General features: G+C 59.9%; 17 protein-coding genes. 2 read left to right on the top strand and 15 right to left on the bottom strand.

The features are described from left to right. Positions 1–30: 30 nt before the first annotated feature. The 4 genes from LA321_RS12550 to LA321_RS12535 all read right to left on the bottom strand — a co-directional run bounded on the left by LA321_RS12550 (position 31) and on the right by LA321_RS12535 (position 3,806). Positions 31–645, bottom strand: coding sequence for a glutathione S-transferase family protein (locus LA321_RS12550; RefSeq protein WP_042072135.1), 615 nt, complete (start codon positions 643–645; stop codon positions 31–33). Positions 646–687: 42 nt separating this feature from the next. Further along, positions 688–1,326 (bottom strand): pyridoxamine 5'-phosphate oxidase, encoded by a 639-nt coding sequence (gene pdxH / locus LA321_RS12545; protein WP_042072136.1) that lies wholly within the window; start codon positions 1,324–1,326, stop codon positions 688–690. Between the two features lie 156 nt (positions 1,327–1,482). Beyond that, positions 1,483–1,812, bottom strand: a complete 330-nt coding sequence (locus LA321_RS12540) for a hypothetical protein (protein ID WP_042072138.1) — start codon at positions 1,810–1,812, stop codon at positions 1,483–1,485. Beyond that, positions 1,809–3,806: a reprolysin-like metallopeptidase gene (locus tag LA321_RS12535; RefSeq protein WP_042072139.1), complete on the bottom strand. Its 1,998-nt coding sequence runs from the start codon at positions 3,804–3,806 to the stop codon at positions 1,809–1,811. The genes LA321_RS12540 and LA321_RS12535 overlap by 4 nt, the downstream gene beginning before the upstream one ends. A 210-nt stretch (positions 3,807–4,016) precedes the next feature. Between LA321_RS12535 and LA321_RS12530 the strand changes: the two genes are divergently transcribed. Continuing rightward, positions 4,017–5,228 carry an RsmB/NOP family class I SAM-dependent RNA methyltransferase gene (locus LA321_RS12530; protein WP_042072140.1) on the top strand — a complete coding sequence of 404 codons (1,212 nt, stop codon included), beginning with the start codon at positions 4,017–4,019 and terminating at the stop codon, positions 5,226–5,228. Positions 5,229–5,290: 62 nt separating this feature from the next. Here the strand turns inward: LA321_RS12530 and LA321_RS12525 are convergent, their stop codons facing one another. After that, the gene (locus tag LA321_RS12525; RefSeq protein WP_026455805.1) at positions 5,291–5,635 is read right to left on the bottom strand and encodes a Grx4 family monothiol glutaredoxin; all 345 of its coding nucleotides are present in this window, start codon (positions 5,633–5,635) and stop codon (positions 5,291–5,293) included. Positions 5,636–5,922: 287 nt separating this feature from the next. On the opposite strand from LA321_RS12525, the gene sodB reads away from it, so the two are divergent. Then, positions 5,923–6,507 carry a superoxide dismutase [Fe] gene (gene sodB / locus LA321_RS12520; protein WP_026455806.1) on the top strand — a complete coding sequence of 195 codons (585 nt, stop codon included), beginning with the start codon at positions 5,923–5,925 and terminating at the stop codon, positions 6,505–6,507. 122 nt (positions 6,508–6,629) lie between these two features. Here the strand turns inward: sodB and LA321_RS12515 are convergent, their stop codons facing one another. From LA321_RS12515 to ccmA, 10 genes are all read right to left on the bottom strand, one after another. Continuing rightward, a complete protein-coding gene (locus LA321_RS12515) occupies positions 6,630–7,439 on the bottom strand; it encodes an MlaA family lipoprotein (protein WP_042072142.1) in 810 nt (269 codons plus the stop codon). Between the two features lie 83 nt (positions 7,440–7,522). Further along, positions 7,523–8,788 (bottom strand): c-type cytochrome biogenesis protein CcmI, encoded by a 1,266-nt coding sequence (ccmI, locus tag LA321_RS12510; protein WP_042072143.1) that lies wholly within the window; start codon positions 8,786–8,788, stop codon positions 7,523–7,525. Further along, positions 8,785–9,264, bottom strand: a complete 480-nt coding sequence (locus LA321_RS12505; RefSeq protein WP_042072145.1) for a cytochrome c-type biogenesis protein — start codon at positions 9,262–9,264, stop codon at positions 8,785–8,787. The genes ccmI and LA321_RS12505 overlap by 4 nt, the downstream gene beginning before the upstream one ends. A gap of 11 nt (positions 9,265–9,275) precedes the next feature. Beyond that, the gene (locus LA321_RS12500; RefSeq protein ID WP_026458715.1) at positions 9,276–9,806 is read right to left on the bottom strand and encodes a DsbE family thiol:disulfide interchange protein; all 531 of its coding nucleotides are present in this window, start codon (positions 9,804–9,806) and stop codon (positions 9,276–9,278) included. Further along, the gene (locus LA321_RS12495; protein ID WP_042072146.1) at positions 9,803–11,758 is read right to left on the bottom strand and encodes a heme lyase CcmF/NrfE family subunit; all 1,956 of its coding nucleotides are present in this window, start codon (positions 11,756–11,758) and stop codon (positions 9,803–9,805) included. Before LA321_RS12495 ends, LA321_RS12500 begins: the two co-directional genes overlap by 4 nt. Positions 11,759–11,834: 76 nt before the next feature. Then, positions 11,835–12,326, bottom strand: coding sequence for a cytochrome c maturation protein CcmE (ccmE, locus tag LA321_RS12490; protein ID WP_026456547.1), 492 nt, complete (start codon positions 12,324–12,326; stop codon positions 11,835–11,837). Then, entirely contained in the window at positions 12,323–12,529 is a 207-nt protein-coding gene (ccmD, locus tag LA321_RS12485) for a heme exporter protein CcmD (protein ID WP_005298845.1), read from the bottom strand. The genes ccmE and ccmD overlap by 4 nt, the downstream gene beginning before the upstream one ends. Positions 12,530–12,531: 2 nt before the next feature. Further along, the gene (locus LA321_RS12480; RefSeq protein ID WP_042072147.1) at positions 12,532–13,272 is read right to left on the bottom strand and encodes a heme ABC transporter permease; all 741 of its coding nucleotides are present in this window, start codon (positions 13,270–13,272) and stop codon (positions 12,532–12,534) included. Between the two features lie 169 nt (positions 13,273–13,441). Continuing rightward, on the bottom strand, positions 13,442–14,110 hold the full coding sequence (ccmB, locus tag LA321_RS12475; RefSeq protein ID WP_026456545.1) for a heme exporter protein CcmB: 669 nt from the start codon (positions 14,108–14,110) through the stop codon (positions 13,442–13,444). A gap of 4 nt (positions 14,111–14,114) precedes the next feature. Next, entirely contained in the window at positions 14,115–14,750 is a 636-nt protein-coding gene (gene ccmA, locus LA321_RS12470) for a cytochrome c biogenesis heme-transporting ATPase CcmA (RefSeq protein ID WP_042072149.1), read from the bottom strand. Positions 14,751–14,771: the final 21 nt, after the last annotated feature.

Here is a 14,771-nt window from a genome sequence, read left to right as displayed (position 1 = left end):
GGGTGCGCCCGATGGTTTGGTCGACTCGTCTTACTCTGCCTGACAGGCAGCCGGCAGGCTCAGATGGCGGGGGTGTGACTCGATACGGTCGATCCAGGCGCGAATGGCCGGCCACCCCTGCAGAGAGAAAATCCCCTCCTCCGCCACATGGGTGTAGGCGTAGAGAGCGATATCGGCGATGGTCGGCGCCTCGCCGCACAGATAGGGGCTTTGCTTAAGCTGCCGCTCCATCACCGCCAGTGCCTTCTCACCGCCAGCCTTGAGGCCATCGAGTCGCGCCTCCTGGGATTCCGGTCGGCCCAGATAGTGGACGATGAAACGGGCGACCGCGATATAGGGCTCGTGACTGTACTGCTCGAAGAACATCCACTTGAGCACTTCCGCCTGCTGGCGAGGGTCCGATGGCCAGAGCGCGGAGCCCTGCGCCAGATAAAAGAGAATGGCATTGGACTCGGCCAGCGCATCCCCCTCACCGATGGCCAGCACCGGGATCTTGCCGTTGGGGTTGAGCGCCAGAAACTCGGGAGTTCGGGTATCCCCCGCCTGAATATCCACATTGACCCAGGTCAGGGGCAACTCGAGCCAGCGGGCCAGCAGCCATGCCTTGTAGCAGTTGCCGGATCGCAAATCACCATACAGACGCATACACACTCCTTGTGAAACGGGGGTTGAAACCAGGTTGAATAATCAGGGTGCCAGACGCTCGATATGCCAGCCATCCCCCTCGCGGGTGTAGTAGAAACGATCGTGCAGGCGATGCTCGCCCCCCTGCCAGAATTCGACCGTGTCGATCACCACCCGGTAGCCGCCCCAGAAACTCGGCAGGGGCACTTCACCGCTGGCAAATTTTTGCTTGAGCTCGAGAAACTTGGCTTCCAGCACGCCGCGTGCCGAGATGCGGGTCGACTGCTTGGAGACCCAGGCGGCTATCTGGCTGTCCTTGGGACGGCTGTGGAAATACTTCATCACCTCAAGGGTGCCAAGCTTCTCCACCCGACCAGTCACGTGCACCTGCCTGTCCAGGGGATGCCAGGGGAAAAGCAGGCTGATGCGGGGATTACCCTCCAGCTGATGTGCCTTGCGACTGCCCATGTTGGTGTAGAACACCATCTCTTGGGCGTCGTAGTGCTTGAGCAGTACGGTACGCTGCCAGGGCTGGCCGTCGGCATCCACGGTAGCCACCACCATGGCGGTCGGATCCGTCAATCTGGCCTCGCAGGCCTGAGCCAGCCACTTTTCGAACAACGTCAGTGGTTCGGCCGGCAGATCGGCCCGGTGCAATCCGCCCCGGGTATATTCGCGGCGCAGATCAGCCACATCCATCATCTTGATTTTCCTTCTGTACTTTCCGCCAGAACGCGGCGATGCATGCGGCATTGTGCGACGAGCACGCCATGGGTACAAGTCTCGGAGAGGTCAATTAGCCCCAGGGAAAACAAAAGGGAGGCACAAGCCTCCCTTTTACAAACCAACAGCCACCAGTCATTGCTGGTGACCGGCCGGAACTTGCGGACAATGGACCAGCATGCGCCGGTTATACTCGGCCGCATAGGCGCTCAGCTTGGCGTGGACCTCTTTCTGCTCTGGCTTGATAACATCACCCAGACCATCCAGATAACGCACGCCACAGCGCGCCTTGGCCGCCTCCTGCTCACTGGCCGCAATGCCGGGAGCCACCTCACCGCGCCCAGCCCGCACTATCAGTCGATAATCCTGCTTGGCCAGACTGGCACTGATCGCCTGCTCCAGCGTATCGGCATCGGCCTGACATCCGCCAAGCAGGGTTAATAACAGCAAGCCGCTGATCCTCATCTGCGCCTCCGCTGCCAGCCCAGCAGGGCCAGCGCCAATGTCCAGAAACCGAGCGCACCACCGCCACCACCGCTGCTACCACCCGAGCTTTCACCGCCTTGTACCACGGATAAGCGGAACGGACTGATGGCAAAGAAGATGTTGTCACTGCAGGCCACCTTCAAACGGGCTGTACCACTGGCACCGGCCGGCAATGTGACATTGGCCGAACCCGTATTGGGCTGAGCGCTGGCCAGACTCACCCAGCTGTCCCCCTCATCACGGGTCAGTTGCAGATCCACCTTGCGGCAGCTGATGGGGGCTTGATCCGTACCGGCCACCTCCCATCTGACCGTTTGCACGCCCCCCGCGGTGACCGGGGTCCCTATCGGACTGATGATGCGAAAAGCCGCGCCCGTGTTGACGACCTGTACCTTCATGTCGTCACTGGCGACCCCGCCCTGCCCGTCACGCACTGTGAGCCGGAAGTTGAGATCCCGGTTGGTGGTTGGCCAGGCTTCGCCCTTGGCCAGAGTACCCGAAAACAGGGATGCCAGACTGGGCAGGATCCGCTCCGGCGAGCTGGTCGGCGAAACAAACCTGAACAGCGGACGGGTACCGTCGTCGATCATTTCGCTCGCACTACTGGACGCGTTCCCCAGATCGATCTGCTCCCAGGTGTAAGTGAGAGGGTTATTGTCCAGATCGGCACCGGCGCCTTTGAGCATGAACGGAGTATTGGCCGGAATGATGTAGTCGGCGCCCGCCACCGCCTGCGGCGCATTGTTGGTGAGATTCAACGTGGCGCCACAACCGGGCACAGTGGCCATGTGCGCGCGCATCTGTTCGATGGACTTGCTGTGGAAATAGGGATCGCTGTGAGCCTGAATATTCTCTTCCCCGCAGATCCCGGCATAGGCCATGATGGAGCTGCCGCTACCGGGCTCCCACGCCTGGCTGGCGGCCCGGTTCCCGCCACCACAACTGCCGGTGGTGCCGTTGAAGGTATGATCGGCGCCAAACTGGTGGCCGATCTCGTGTGCCACATAGTCGATAAAGAAGGCATCCCCCACCGGAGTGTCCGAACCCGTCATGCCCGCCGACTTGTTCACTGTACAGAGCGACCCCAGGCTGGCCAGGCCTCCCCCACCAGTGTTGACCACATGGCCGATATCAAAGCTCCCCAATCCTCGACCAAGGGCATCTTGCTGCACCTGAATGTTGATATCCAGATCGGTTCTACCCGAGCCGGCAGGATCTTCACCGTTATAGAAGGGATCGCTAGCCGGATCGGTATAGATGATGGTGTCGTTGCCACTGGCGAGCTGAAATTCGGCCCCTACGTCACGCTGATACACCTCGTTAACCCGGTTGAGCAGGGTTGCGATGGCTGACAAACCCGACGCAACCGTACCGCCGTGGTATTGGGTATACTCTCCCGCCGCCGAGATGGCGATGGTGTAATGCTTGCGCACGTTACCCTCAACTTGCACCTTGCGCACCAGGCTCCTGGCTTCCCCGCCAATCACCTTGTCAGCCTCTTCATCCAGGCGGCTATAGGCATCCTGCTGGTAATAGACGGCATAGCCTTCTGCATTGCGCAACGGATCGACAAACACCGTCTTGCCCTGATGGCTGAACATGGCATGGAAACCTTGCGGGCCAAGGTCAAACCGCCCCGTCTCTTGCGGCGCTGCAGGATTGTGTCCCTTGAAGGTCTGGATATCGGGATATTTGGCCGCCAGGTCCGCAGGCAACAGATCGTAGGCTTGCAGGACGAATGTCACCTCTCCCCCGTCGGGCAACGGCAACTTCAGCTGGCGCTCCCCGGCAGCCAGCCTACTTATGTAATCAAGAGAAACCTTGACCACCCGGAACTGGTTGGCCCTTACTTCATAGCCATCTGCTGCGGTGGCGCGTGCCGCCACCGTGTCCCACTCTTTGGCCACCAGGTTGGTCGACGTCATCAGGGTGGCGACGATTAGCGCCAGGGAGGAATGTCTTATCAACTGCATCTTTTGTAATCCTTTTAAATGCATCTGCCTGAACTGAAATCTAGTTTATTTTGTCACTGGCCCAATTGAACCAGTTTGGCGACCAGTATATTTCCCAAACGGGGAGAGTTGCACCAACTTGATCTAACCCCTATCATTGCGCGGATTTATCCGTTTTAGAACCGCGCTCGCGAGAAGGCGGTTCATCCTTATCTGGCCAAGGTTAATCTCATGCTCAAATCCCCACTGTTGCCCCGTTTCGGGGATCTGGTCGTTGCCATCGTTGACGATGTACTGGCGCAGGGCCTGACCCTCGATCGCGCCTATGCCCGTCACTTCTCCGGCATCGATCTCAAACCGCAAGAACAGGCAAGGATTGCCCTGGTCACCGGCGACCTGCTGCGTCGTCTCAGTCTCTACTGCGCCCTGACCGGCATTCAGGTCCGTCAGGCCGCCAAGAACGTCTGGCCGCTGCTGCACAGCTGGCACGCCTTCCACAAGATTGCCCAGCCCAACCATCCGACCCTGGATCGCTTCAACGAAGAGGCGTTTCGCCGTCGTCTGGCCGAAGCCAAGAAGAATCCGGTGTTGATGGATGGTTGCCCTGGCTGGCTGGAAAAACTCGGCAGCGAGCAACTGGGCGAAGCCTGGCCTGCCGAGCGTGCCGCCCTTACCGCCATGCCCAAGCGCTACCTGCGGGTCAACACCCTCAAGTGCAACAAGGATGAGCTGCAGGCCGCACTGGCGAAAGAACATGTCACCACAGTCCTGGTAGAAGTGGTCGAGAGCGCCCTGCAGGTCACCTCGGATGCCGCCCTGTTCCGCACCAACGCCTTCGCCGATGGCTGGTTCGAGCAGCAGGATGCCGGCTCCCAGCTGGTGGCTGCCGCCCTGGAGGTCACTCCGGGCATGCGCGTCATCGACGCCTGCGCCGGTGCCGGTGGCAAGACCCTGCATCTGGCCGCCATGATGAACGGCAAGGGCCGCTTGCTGGCGATGGATGTGGAAGAGTGGAAGCTGGAAAACCTCAAGCAGCGCGCCCGCCGTGCCGGGGCTCACAACGTGGAGACCCGGGTCATCACCAGCAGCAAGACCGTCAAGCGCCTGAAAGAGAGCGCAGATCGTGTGCTGCTCGACGTGCCCTGCTCAGGTCTTGGCGTACTCAAGCGCAATCCGGATGCCAAGTGGCGCGACACCGCCGAGCGCCTGCCGGTGCTGGTGGCCCTGCAAGAAGAGATCCTGCAGCGTTACAGCCAGATGGTGAAGGTCGGCGGTTTGCTGGTCTACGCGACCTGCTCTATCCTGCCCCAGGAAAACCGCCAGCAGGTGGACAAGTTCCTCGCAGCCAACGACAACTTCCGGCTTCGTGACGATCACACCGTGAGCCCCGCCGCCACCGGTTTCGATGGCTTCTATATGGCGCGTATCGAGCGGATCGCCTGATAGTACCGCCACAATAAAAAGGGGAGCCATTGGCTCCCCTTTTTCATGATATTGAAGCAGCCTTATTCGGCGGCCGCGTCATCTTTCTTGTACTTGGCGGCAGTTTCCTTGATCAGGGTCTGCAGCTCGCCGGCCTGGAACATCTCGATCATGATGTCGCAGCCGCCGATCAGCTCGCCTTCGACCCACAGCTGGGGGAAGGTCGGCCAGTTGGCGAATTTCGGCAATTCGGCACGGATATCCGGGTTTTGCAGGATATCGACATAAGCAAACGGCTCGCCACAGGACATCAGCGCCTGGGAGGCCTGGGCAGAGAAGCCACAGCTGGGCAGCTTGGGAGACCCTTTCATGTAGATGATGATGGGGTTGTCAGCCAGCTGCTGCTTAATCTTTTCAATAGTTTCCATAGATGCCTCACTAGAGCGATTTCGGCGGCCATTCTACTGCAATCTGGCCTGAGCACAAACTCACAAAGGGAAATGTGCATATGAATTGCACAGGGAATTGCGCCTGCATTGATCGCGATCATGGCGCCAATCAGGAGTTGTTAGCCCATCTTTGATGCTGCTACAATCCCTTGGCTTTGGGCTATCCTGCCTCATCATTTTATAAACATCTCTTTTCAAATAAGAAAAGAGCACGCAATGTCTTGCAACCGTCGCTTTCGCACGGTCCAGCCAATGGAGAGTAGAAAATGGCATTCGAACTTCCCGCTCTGCCCTATGCAATCAATGCTCTGGAACCGCACATCTCCCAGGAAACTCTGGAATACCACCACGGCAAGCACCACAACACCTATGTGGTCAACCTGAACAACCTGGTGCCGGGTACCGAGTTTGAAGGCAAGTCTCTGGAAGAGATCATCAAGACCTCCAGCGGCGGTATCTTCAATAACGCAGCCCAGATCTGGAACCACACCTTCTACTGGCACTGCCTCTCCCCGAACGGCGGTGGCGAGCCCACTGGCGCCCTGGCCGACGCCATCACCAAATCCTTTGGCTCTTTCGCCGAGTTCAAAGATGCCTTCACCAAGTCTGCCATCGGCAACTTCGGTTCCAGCTGGACTTGGCTGGTCAAGAAGGCTGACGGCTCCCTGGCCATCGTCAACACCTCCAACGCAGGTTGCCCGCTGACCGAAGCCGGTACTACCCCGCTGCTGACTGTCGACCTGTGGGAGCACGCCTACTACATCGATTTCCGCAACCTGCGCCCGAAATACATGGAAACCTTCTGGGCCCTGGTCAACTGGGAATTCGTGGCCAAGAATCTAGCTGCCTGATAGCCGCTCTTGCCAAAACGCCCTGCATTGCAGGGTGTTTTTTTATGTCTGACATCCAGCGATGAAAACACAGAGGGCGCTTGGAGGCGCCCTCTTTTGTACATGTGTTCAAGTATGTACAGTTACTGATCTATTTCATCCAGATACTCGTCCAGATTGGCATCATCGCCACTGGCTTCATTCTGCTTGGGAGCCCCTTGGTTGCCCGTGACCTTGTTCTCGTTGTACTGCAGATAGAAGTCCTTGGTCAGGGCGTAAGGGTCGAGTGCGTTGTCGATGATCCGCTCCTGATCGATCAGCTTGGCACGGGAGCCCAGTCCATCCAGCGCCCAGTGGGCCACCTTGAGCGGGAAGGTGAGCAGTGCGTAGGGGAAGTAGAGCACGTCTATGGTATCCCCCACTATCTCGCGGGTGGTGGTGGGGCCATAAACGGGCACCATGACATAGGCCCCTTCGCCAATGTTCATGCGCCCGAACACGGTAGAGAGCTCCAGCTTGTCGCGCTCAAGCCCGGCGTGTTTGGCCACATCGAAGATACCCAGCAGACCTACAGTGGTGTTGAGGGTAAAGCGGCCCAGGTTGGTGCCCGCCCCCTTCAGATCGCCCGAGAGCAGGTGGTTGACCATGCTGCTCGGCTCGTTGAAGTTTTCCACAAAGTTCTCGATGCCGACCTTGACCGGCTCGGGTACATAGTTGGCGTAGGCATGCACCACGGGACGGGCGACATAAGGCTCAAGCACGTCGTAGTTGACCGCCCACATCGCCCGGTTGGCCCCCTGGAAGGGATCGCGGGGATCGGCCGCCGTACTGGTTGCCCCCGGCACATTCATGCCGGGATCGAGATCCAGGCTCTCGGGGCCGGGCTTGGGCGGCCCGCCGGCGCAACCTGTTATCAAGAGGGCTGCCAGCACGGCCCCTGAACGCAGATACATATGGAAGTCCTAGATTTTTATTTTGATTAATCAGAATTATAGGCAACCCGGCTCCCATGATGGGAGCCGGGTAGAGAGGTATATTAGAGGGCGTGATCGATACGGATGTCAATCGGCGCTGATGGGATAGTCGCCGTTTTGACTGTTGCAGAGACCCCTTCGAAGGCCCCCTCCTTGTTCATGACGTTGCCACCACGAGAGAGCCGCGCCTTGAATTGCAGCTCGGGATAGGCTTCCAGCTTGCTCCCTTCCATCATGGCATCCCCGTCCCCGAGCGAGAGGGTAAGAGGCAGAGTGGGGCCGGCGATACGCTTCACCGCGATGGGCATGGGCGGCCCGTTGGGCACCACCGCAAACACGAACAGATGGGCATCAGGCGGCAACTGAATGCCCTCGGCCAGGGTGATGTGCAGGGGGAACTCTCCCTCCTTCACTTGGCTCTGGGAAGCCTGTGTCTGCCCGGCAGATTCGGCTACTGGCGCCGCCGCGATGCCACGCGCCTTGAGCTGCGCCCTGGCGTATTCCATGGAGCGCTCCACCATCACATAGCGAGGCGTCCCTTTTTCCATCAGCGGCAGCATGGCCTGCCAGCGCGCCAGCGCGGTCTGGAAATCCTCTTTTTGCAGCGCCATGAAGGCATAGACGGAACGCGCCTCGATATTGGCCGGCTCCTCGGCAATAGCCGCCTTCAGCAGGCTGTCGGCCTGGGCTTCGTCCCCGGTCATCATCAGGGCCTGAGCGTAAGGTACCGCCACCATGGCTTTCTGGGGTGCCAGATCATAGGCATGAGCCAGCGCCTCACGGGCCATCTCGGGATCGTTGCCATCCAGTGACAGGCGACCCAGCAGCAGCCAGCCGCGGTAATCGTTCGGCTCGTCTTTCAAGCGGGTGCGCAGGGCCAGGGTGAAGTCCAGCAGATCCTGCTCGGTCACCTCGGCATTGCGCTCCACCAGAATGCGATTGCTGAGCTCGCCGATGCGGCTGCTGGCATCCTGCCAGCGGGCTACCTCCTGCCAGCCGCCCAGCTTGTAGTAGAGTCCCAGGCTCACGATAAGGAGCACCAGTACACCCGGGATCCAGATCAGACTCTTGCCAGCCCGGGCGGTCTGCTCCACATCGGGAATGTCGTCCAGCAGGCTGCGCTGCAGTTCGACCAGCGAGTCCGGCTCCTCCGCCAATACCCCCTGTTCCCGTTCTTCGCCAATTTCCAGCAGACGCTGACGATAAAGCTGCTTGTTGAGGGCCGAACGGCTGATGCTCTGCCTGCCCTCGCCGCGCCACAGGGGCAGTACCAGCGCCAGACTCGTCAGCACCAACAGAGCCGCGATCACTATCCAAAAGGCGGTCATTGTTTCTCTTCCTCTTTGAGCAGCTTGGCCAGGCGGCGCTGCTCCTCTTCGCTCAGGTGATTATCCACTTGCTTGTCGGCCACGGGGGGACGGCGGCTGCGCATCACCACCACGGCAAGGCCGATGACGATGACCAGCAGGGGGCCAAGCCAGAGGATCAGGGTGGAGGCCATCAACGGCGGGTTGTAGAGGATGAAGTTGCCATAGCGGGCCACCATGTAGTCCACGATCTCCTCCTTGTCCTTGCCCTCGCGCACCATCTGGTAGGTCTTGTCACGCAGATCCTTGGCCAGCCCGGCGTTGGAGTCGGCGATGTCCTGGTTCTGGCACTTGGGGCAGCGCAGCTCCTTGGTCAGCTCGCGAAATACCTGCTCCTGATTGTCGTTGTCGAAGGTGTAGACATCGATGGCGGCCATGGCCGGGGCTTGCACGCCCAGACCCAGCAGCAACAACAGGGATGCAATCAATACTCTCATCCGGGGCGCCCTCACTTCATGGCATCAAAGATGGGTTTGAGGGTCGAGGCCCAGTTCTGGGGATTGATGTCCCCCACGTGGCGGTAGCGAATGATCCCCTGGCTGTCGATGAAGAAGGTTTCCGGCGCGCCATACACCCCCAGATCCAGCCCCAGCATGCCATCGGGATCATACAGGTTGATCTGGTAGGGGTTGCCGAGCTCTTCCAGCCACTTGATCGCCTTGTCCCGCTCATCCTTGTAGTTCATGCCGACGATGGTGATCCCCTGCCCCGCCAGCTGCTTGAGGTAGGTGTGCTCGCCGTAGCAGGTCGGACACCAGGTCGCCCAGACGTTGAGCAGCATGGGGCGCCCCTTGAAGATGTTGCGATCGTACCGTTTGTCGAGATCGTAGATGTCCTGCAGGGTAAATTCGGGCACCTCCTTGCCCACCATCACGGATTCGAGCTTGGTGGGATCGGAGTAGAGCCCCTTGAACAGGAACACGGCCCCCAACAGGAAGACCACGAAGGGGATCAGAAACAGCCAGGTCTTGCGAGTCATGCATTCACCTCCTCTTCACGACGGCCGAAGCGGTAGCGTTTGTCGAGCATCGCCAGCACGCCACCGATGGCCATGAAGACGCCACCGAACCAGATCCAGCGAACGAATGGCTTATAGTAAATGCGTACCGCCCAGGCCCCGTTGTCGAGGGGCTCGCCGAGCGCGGCGTAGAGATCCCGGGTCACGCCGGCATCGATGGCGGCTTCGGTCATCGGCATGCGGCTCACCGTATAGACCCGTTTCTCGGGCTTGAGGGTACCGACATGCTTGCCGTTCTTGTGCACTTCCAGCACGCCCTTGAAGCCGTCGTAGTTGGGGCCGTTCTTTTCGGCAATGCCGGTAAAGACGAACTCGTAATCGGCAAACTGCACTCTGTCTCCGGCCTGCATCCGCAGGTCCTTCTCGATGCTGTAGTTCTGGGTACAGGCAATGCCGATGATGCTGACCGCAAGGCCCACGTGACCCAGGATCATGGCCCAGTGGCTGTTGCCAAGGCGGCGCACGCCAACTGCAAAGCTGTGCTTGTGGGTGGCACGGGCCCAGGTTTCCTGGGCACTGGTGACGATGATCCAGACACCCAGGCCAATGCCCACCGCAGCCCAGGGCTTGAATGCCTCGGCAAAAGCGAGCGGCAACAGCAAGGCGGCCGCCAGACTCAGCAGCAGGGCCAGGATCACCTTGCCCTTGAGCTCGCCAAGCTCCTGACGACGCCAGCGAAACAGCGGGCCAACCCCCAGCAGCAGGGCAAACGGGATGATCAGCCAGCTGTAGATGTGGTTGAAGAAGGGCGTCCCGATGGAGATGCTGCCAAGTCCCAACTCCTTGTGTACCAGCGGCAACAGGGTGCCCAGCAGCACGGTGAGCAGACCCGCCACCAGCATGATGTTGTTGGCGAGCAGCAGGGTCTCGCGGCTCCACAGCTCGTGCTTGCCGTGGCTCTTCACATGGGAGCCCTTGAAGGCGAACAGCAGCAGGGAGGAACCAATCACCGCCAGCAGGAAGCCGAGAATGAACAGGCCGCGGGTCGGGTCAGAGGCAAACGCATGCACCGACACCAGCACGCCGGAGCGCACCAGGAAGGTGCCGAGCAGGCTCAGGGAGAAGGCCGACAGGGCCAGCAGCACGGTCCAGGCCTTGAAGGTAGCGCGTTTTTCGCTCACCGCCAGCGAATGGAGCAGCGCGGTCCCCGCCAGCCAGGGCATGAAGGAGGCGTTTTCTACCGGGTCCCAGAACCACCAGCCACCCCAGCCGAGCTCATAGTAGGCCCACCAGGAGCCGAGCACGATACCCAGCGTCAGGAAGACCCAGGCCGCCATGGTCCAGGGACGGGACCAGCGGGCCCAGGTAGCATCGAGGCGCCCGGTCATCAGGGAGGCAATCGCAAAGGCAAAGGCGACCGAGAAGCCCACGTATCCCATGTAAAGCATGGGTGGATGGAAGATGAGACCGGGATCCTGCAGCAGCGGGTTGAGGTCACGCCCATCCACCGGGAAGTAGGGCAGCGTGCGGGTAAAGGGATCCGAAGTGAACAGCACGAAGGCGGTAAAGCCGACCGAGATGAGGCCGAGCACGCCAAGCACCCGTGCCACCGCATCCAGCGGCAGACGGCGGCTGAACAGGGCAACGGCCGCGGTCCAGCCACCCAGGGTCAGCACCCACAGCAGCAGGGAGCCCTCGTGGGCGCCCCACACGGCGGAGATACGATAAGCCAGTGGCAGGCGGCTGTTGGAGTTGGTGGCCACATACTGCACGGTGAAATCATTGTCGATAAAAGCCCAGGTCAGGCAGAGGAACGACAACAACAACAGCAAAAATTGGGCATAGGCGAGCGGGCGAGCCGCCGACATCATGCCAAGACGGCCCCATTTTGCGCCAAGCAGCGGGTAGCTCCCCAGCAGCAGGGCGGTGGCAAAAGCCATGATCAGAGCAAACTGTCCTAATTCCGGGATCATGGACGGGTTCCTTTCTGGTGAGCCGTGCCCCTGACAGGGGCACGGAGACGAAACGATGAAACGAAAGCGACGGGGATCATTGCTTGGAGCCCTTCAACTGCGCGTCGGTATATTCCGGCTTGTAGTGCATGCCGCTGGTGGCTTCCGCCACTTCCGGCGGCATGTAGTTTTCATCGTGCTTGGCCAGCACTTCGAAGGCTTCCACCGTGGTGGCATCCTTGAGGGTGCCCTGCGCGACTATACCCTGCCCCTCGCGGAACAGGTCCGGCAGGATGCCGTCATATTCGACCGTCACCAGATGGCCGCCATTGTCCACCAGCTGGAAGGCCACCCTGAGGCTCTGGGGATCCCGCTTCACCGAACCGGGCACCACCAGGCCCCCGATGCGCAGACGCTGCCCCTCTTCCGGCTTGATCTTGTCCGGTCCTTTCCCTTCAACCAATTCGCTCGGGGTATAGAAGAGATCGATATTCTGGCTGAGGGCATAGAGCACCAGGCCGCTCACGGTCGCCAGTCCCAGGGTGATGGCGAGGATGATGGTGAGGCGTTTTTTTCGTCTCGGGTTCATAGGGTGTTCTCCATCTGCTGGGCCGCCTTGCGACGGGCCTCGCGTGCCTGCTTGCTGCGCAATTCGCCGAGCAGGCTGCGGGTTTTCATACGGGTAGAAATGACGATACCGACCAGGCAAAGCAGGGTCAGGCCGAAGGAGAGCCAGACGTAAAAGGCGTAGCCGCCCATCGCCAGAAAATCACTGAAAGAGGCAAAGTGCATGCTTACTTCTCCTGCTCGGCAATCTCTTTGACCCAGGGGCGATGCCACTCCCGCATCAAGAGCTCGTTACGAAAACGCATCAGGGTCAAGGCCCCGAGGAAGGTGGCAAATGCCAGGATCATGATGAGCAAGGGCCACAGCATCTCGGCCGAAATGGAGGGCTTGTCGAATTTGGTGATAGTGGCGCCCTGGTGCAGGGTGTTCCACCACTCCACCGAGTAGTGAATGATGGGCAGGTTGATTACCCCCACCAGCGCCAGGATGCCAGCGGCGCGGCCTGCCAGCACCTTGTCGCTGAAGGCGTTGTAGAGTGCGATGACACCAAGATAGAGGAACAGCAGGATGAGCTCCGAGGTGAGGCGGGCATCCCATACCCACCAGGTGCCCCACATGGGCTTGCCCCAGGCGGCACCGGTAAAGAGCGCGATGAAGGTGAACACGGCCCCGACCGGCGCGATGGCGGCCACCGTCATGTCGGCCATGCGCAGCTGCCATACCAGTCCGATAAAGGCAGCGACGGCCATGGTGGAGTAAGCCCCCATAGAGAGGATCGCGGAAGGCACGTGGATATAGATGATCCGGAAAGAATCCCCCTGCTGATAATCGGCGGGGGCAAATGCCAATCCCCAGATAGTGCCGCTGATAAACGAGAGCAGACTAATCACCGCAAACCAAGGCAACAGGGTACCAGCCAGCTGGTAGGCCCGCTCCGGTTTGGCGTAAGGGTGCAACCATTTCCACATAGCTCACAAAACCTTTTGTTATTAATCGTTTGGCGAGGCCTACCATACCTGTCACGGGTTTACATCAAATACCCCGAAAGCGATAAGCGAGCCTCTCCTTGATCCACCGCAACTTAATTTTTTCAAACAGCGTCCCATTCGGGACTTCTGCAATCTGGCTGACCACGGGTCAGTTGAGGCTTACCCGAAGGGCTGCCGAGACCGCCAGCGGGGTCAGGGTCAGGGCCCCCACCAGCATGGCGGCCAAAATAGCGAGCTGGCCGCCATAGGGCAAGCTCATTCCAGCCGCATCGATGGCCGATGTTGCAAAGATCAGTACCGGAATATAGAGCGGCAGGATCAGCAGGCTGAGCAGGACACCGCCCTTGCGCAGACCGACAGTCAGGGCCACCCCGACTGCGCCGAGCAGGCTCAGTACTGGAGTACCCAGTGCCAGGGTCGCCACCACCGCCAGATAGGTGTTCATGTCCAGCGACAACAAGATGGCGAGCAAGGGGGAGATCAGCAGCAAGGGCAAGCCGGTCAACAGCCAGTGAGCAACCACTTTGGCCAGCGCCAGCAGCCCGAGTGGATGAGGCATCAACATCATCTGCTCCAGCGAACCATCGCTGAAATCATCGCGAAACAGCCGCTCCAGCGACAGCATGGCCGCCAACAGGGCCGCCACCCAGATGATCCCCGGAGCAATACGGGCCAGCAACTTGGGCTCCGGCCCTATGCCAAGGGGAAAGAGGGTGATGACGATCAGGAAAAACCAGATCGGGTTGAGAATATCGGAGCGCTGGCGCAAGGCTATCAGCAGTTCACGGTGAATAAGGTGCATAACGGCGCGCAGCATGGGCTTACTCCTGCAACAGAGGGGTCAGCGACAGGGTTTCCAAACGTCCCTGCATCAGGGTGAGATCCTGGTGGGTGGTCAGGATCACCATGCCCCCCCGCTCCGCATGGGCCAGGAACAGTTGCTCGAGCACCTTGACCCCCTGTTTGTCGATGGCGGTAAACGGCTCGTCCAGGATCCAGAGTGACGGCTTGTCACACAACCACAGCCGGGCCAGGGCGACCCGACGCTGCTGACCGGCAGAGAGCTGGCCAGTTGGATTCTCCTCGAAACCGGCAAGTCCCACCCGGGCCAGGATCTGCCACAGGTCGCTGTCCTGTTGCTGAGGGTGATGTAACTGTTGATAGAACTTGAGGTTTTCAAACGGTGTCAATGCCGCTTTGACCCCGGCATGGTGGCCCAGATAGAGCAGATTGGCATGATATTCATCGCGGCAGTGGCGAATGTTCTCTCCGTTCCAGCACACCTCGCCGGCAAATGGCTGTGACAACCCGGTCAGCAGACGCAACAAGCTGGTCTTGCCGACTCCGTTCGGACCTTCGATTTGCAGCAGATCGCCAGGCGCTACCGTAAAGGAGAGATGTTCAAACAGGGTGCGATCTTCACGCACGCAGCTCAGATTGTTGACTTGAAGCAGCATGAGGATGTTGTCAGGTGGAAA

The sequence above is a fragment of the Aeromonas enteropelogenes genome, assembly GCF_020097295.1.
Lineage (GTDB): Bacteria > Pseudomonadota > Gammaproteobacteria > Enterobacterales > Aeromonadaceae > Aeromonas > Aeromonas enteropelogenes.
This window is presented reverse-complemented; position numbering and strand designations above follow the sequence as displayed.

Bases quoted from the DNA above. Each gene is read 5' to 3' on its own strand.
- ccmI (WP_042072143.1), bottom strand. From the start codon at position 8,788: ATGACCGCCTTTTGGATAGTGATCGCGGCTCTGTTGGTGCTGACGAGT.
- ccmE (WP_026456547.1), bottom strand. From the start codon at position 12,326: ATGAACCCGAGACGAAAAAAACGCCTCACCATCATCCTCGCCATCACC.
- LA321_RS12505 (WP_042072145.1), bottom strand. From the start codon at position 9,264: ATGAGAGTATTGATTGCATCCCTGTTGTTGCTGCTGGGTCTGGGCGTG.
- LA321_RS12550 (WP_042072135.1), bottom strand. From the start codon at position 645: ATGCGTCTGTATGGTGATTTGCGATCCGGCAACTGCTACAAGGCATGG.
- LA321_RS12525 (WP_026455805.1), bottom strand. From the start codon at position 5,635: ATGGAAACTATTGAAAAGATTAAGCAGCAGCTGGCTGACAACCCCATC.
- LA321_RS12535 (WP_042072139.1), bottom strand. From the start codon at position 3,806: ATGCAGTTGATAAGACATTCCTCCCTGGCGCTAATCGTCGCCACCCTG.
- sodB (WP_026455806.1), top strand. From the start codon at position 5,923: ATGGCATTCGAACTTCCCGCTCTGCCCTATGCAATCAATGCTCTGGAA.
- LA321_RS12530 (WP_042072140.1), top strand. From the start codon at position 4,017: ATGCTCAAATCCCCACTGTTGCCCCGTTTCGGGGATCTGGTCGTTGCC.
- ccmA (WP_042072149.1), bottom strand. From the start codon at position 14,750: ATGCTGCTTCAAGTCAACAATCTGAGCTGCGTGCGTGAAGATCGCACC.
- LA321_RS12480 (WP_042072147.1), bottom strand. From the start codon at position 13,272: ATGTGGAAATGGTTGCACCCTTACGCCAAACCGGAGCGGGCCTACCAG.
- ccmB (WP_026456545.1), bottom strand. From the start codon at position 14,110: ATGCTGCGCGCCGTTATGCACCTTATTCACCGTGAACTGCTGATAGCC.
- ccmD (WP_005298845.1), bottom strand. From the start codon at position 12,529: ATGCACTTTGCCTCTTTCAGTGATTTTCTGGCGATGGGCGGCTACGCC.
- LA321_RS12500 (WP_026458715.1), bottom strand. From the start codon at position 9,806: ATGACTCGCAAGACCTGGCTGTTTCTGATCCCCTTCGTGGTCTTCCTG.
- LA321_RS12540 (WP_042072138.1), bottom strand. From the start codon at position 1,812: ATGAGGATCAGCGGCTTGCTGTTATTAACCCTGCTTGGCGGATGTCAG.
- LA321_RS12495 (WP_042072146.1), bottom strand. From the start codon at position 11,758: ATGATCCCGGAATTAGGACAGTTTGCTCTGATCATGGCTTTTGCCACC.
- pdxH (WP_042072136.1), bottom strand. From the start codon at position 1,326: ATGATGGATGTGGCTGATCTGCGCCGCGAATATACCCGGGGCGGATTG.
- LA321_RS12515 (WP_042072142.1), bottom strand. From the start codon at position 7,439: ATGTATCTGCGTTCAGGGGCCGTGCTGGCAGCCCTCTTGATAACAGGT.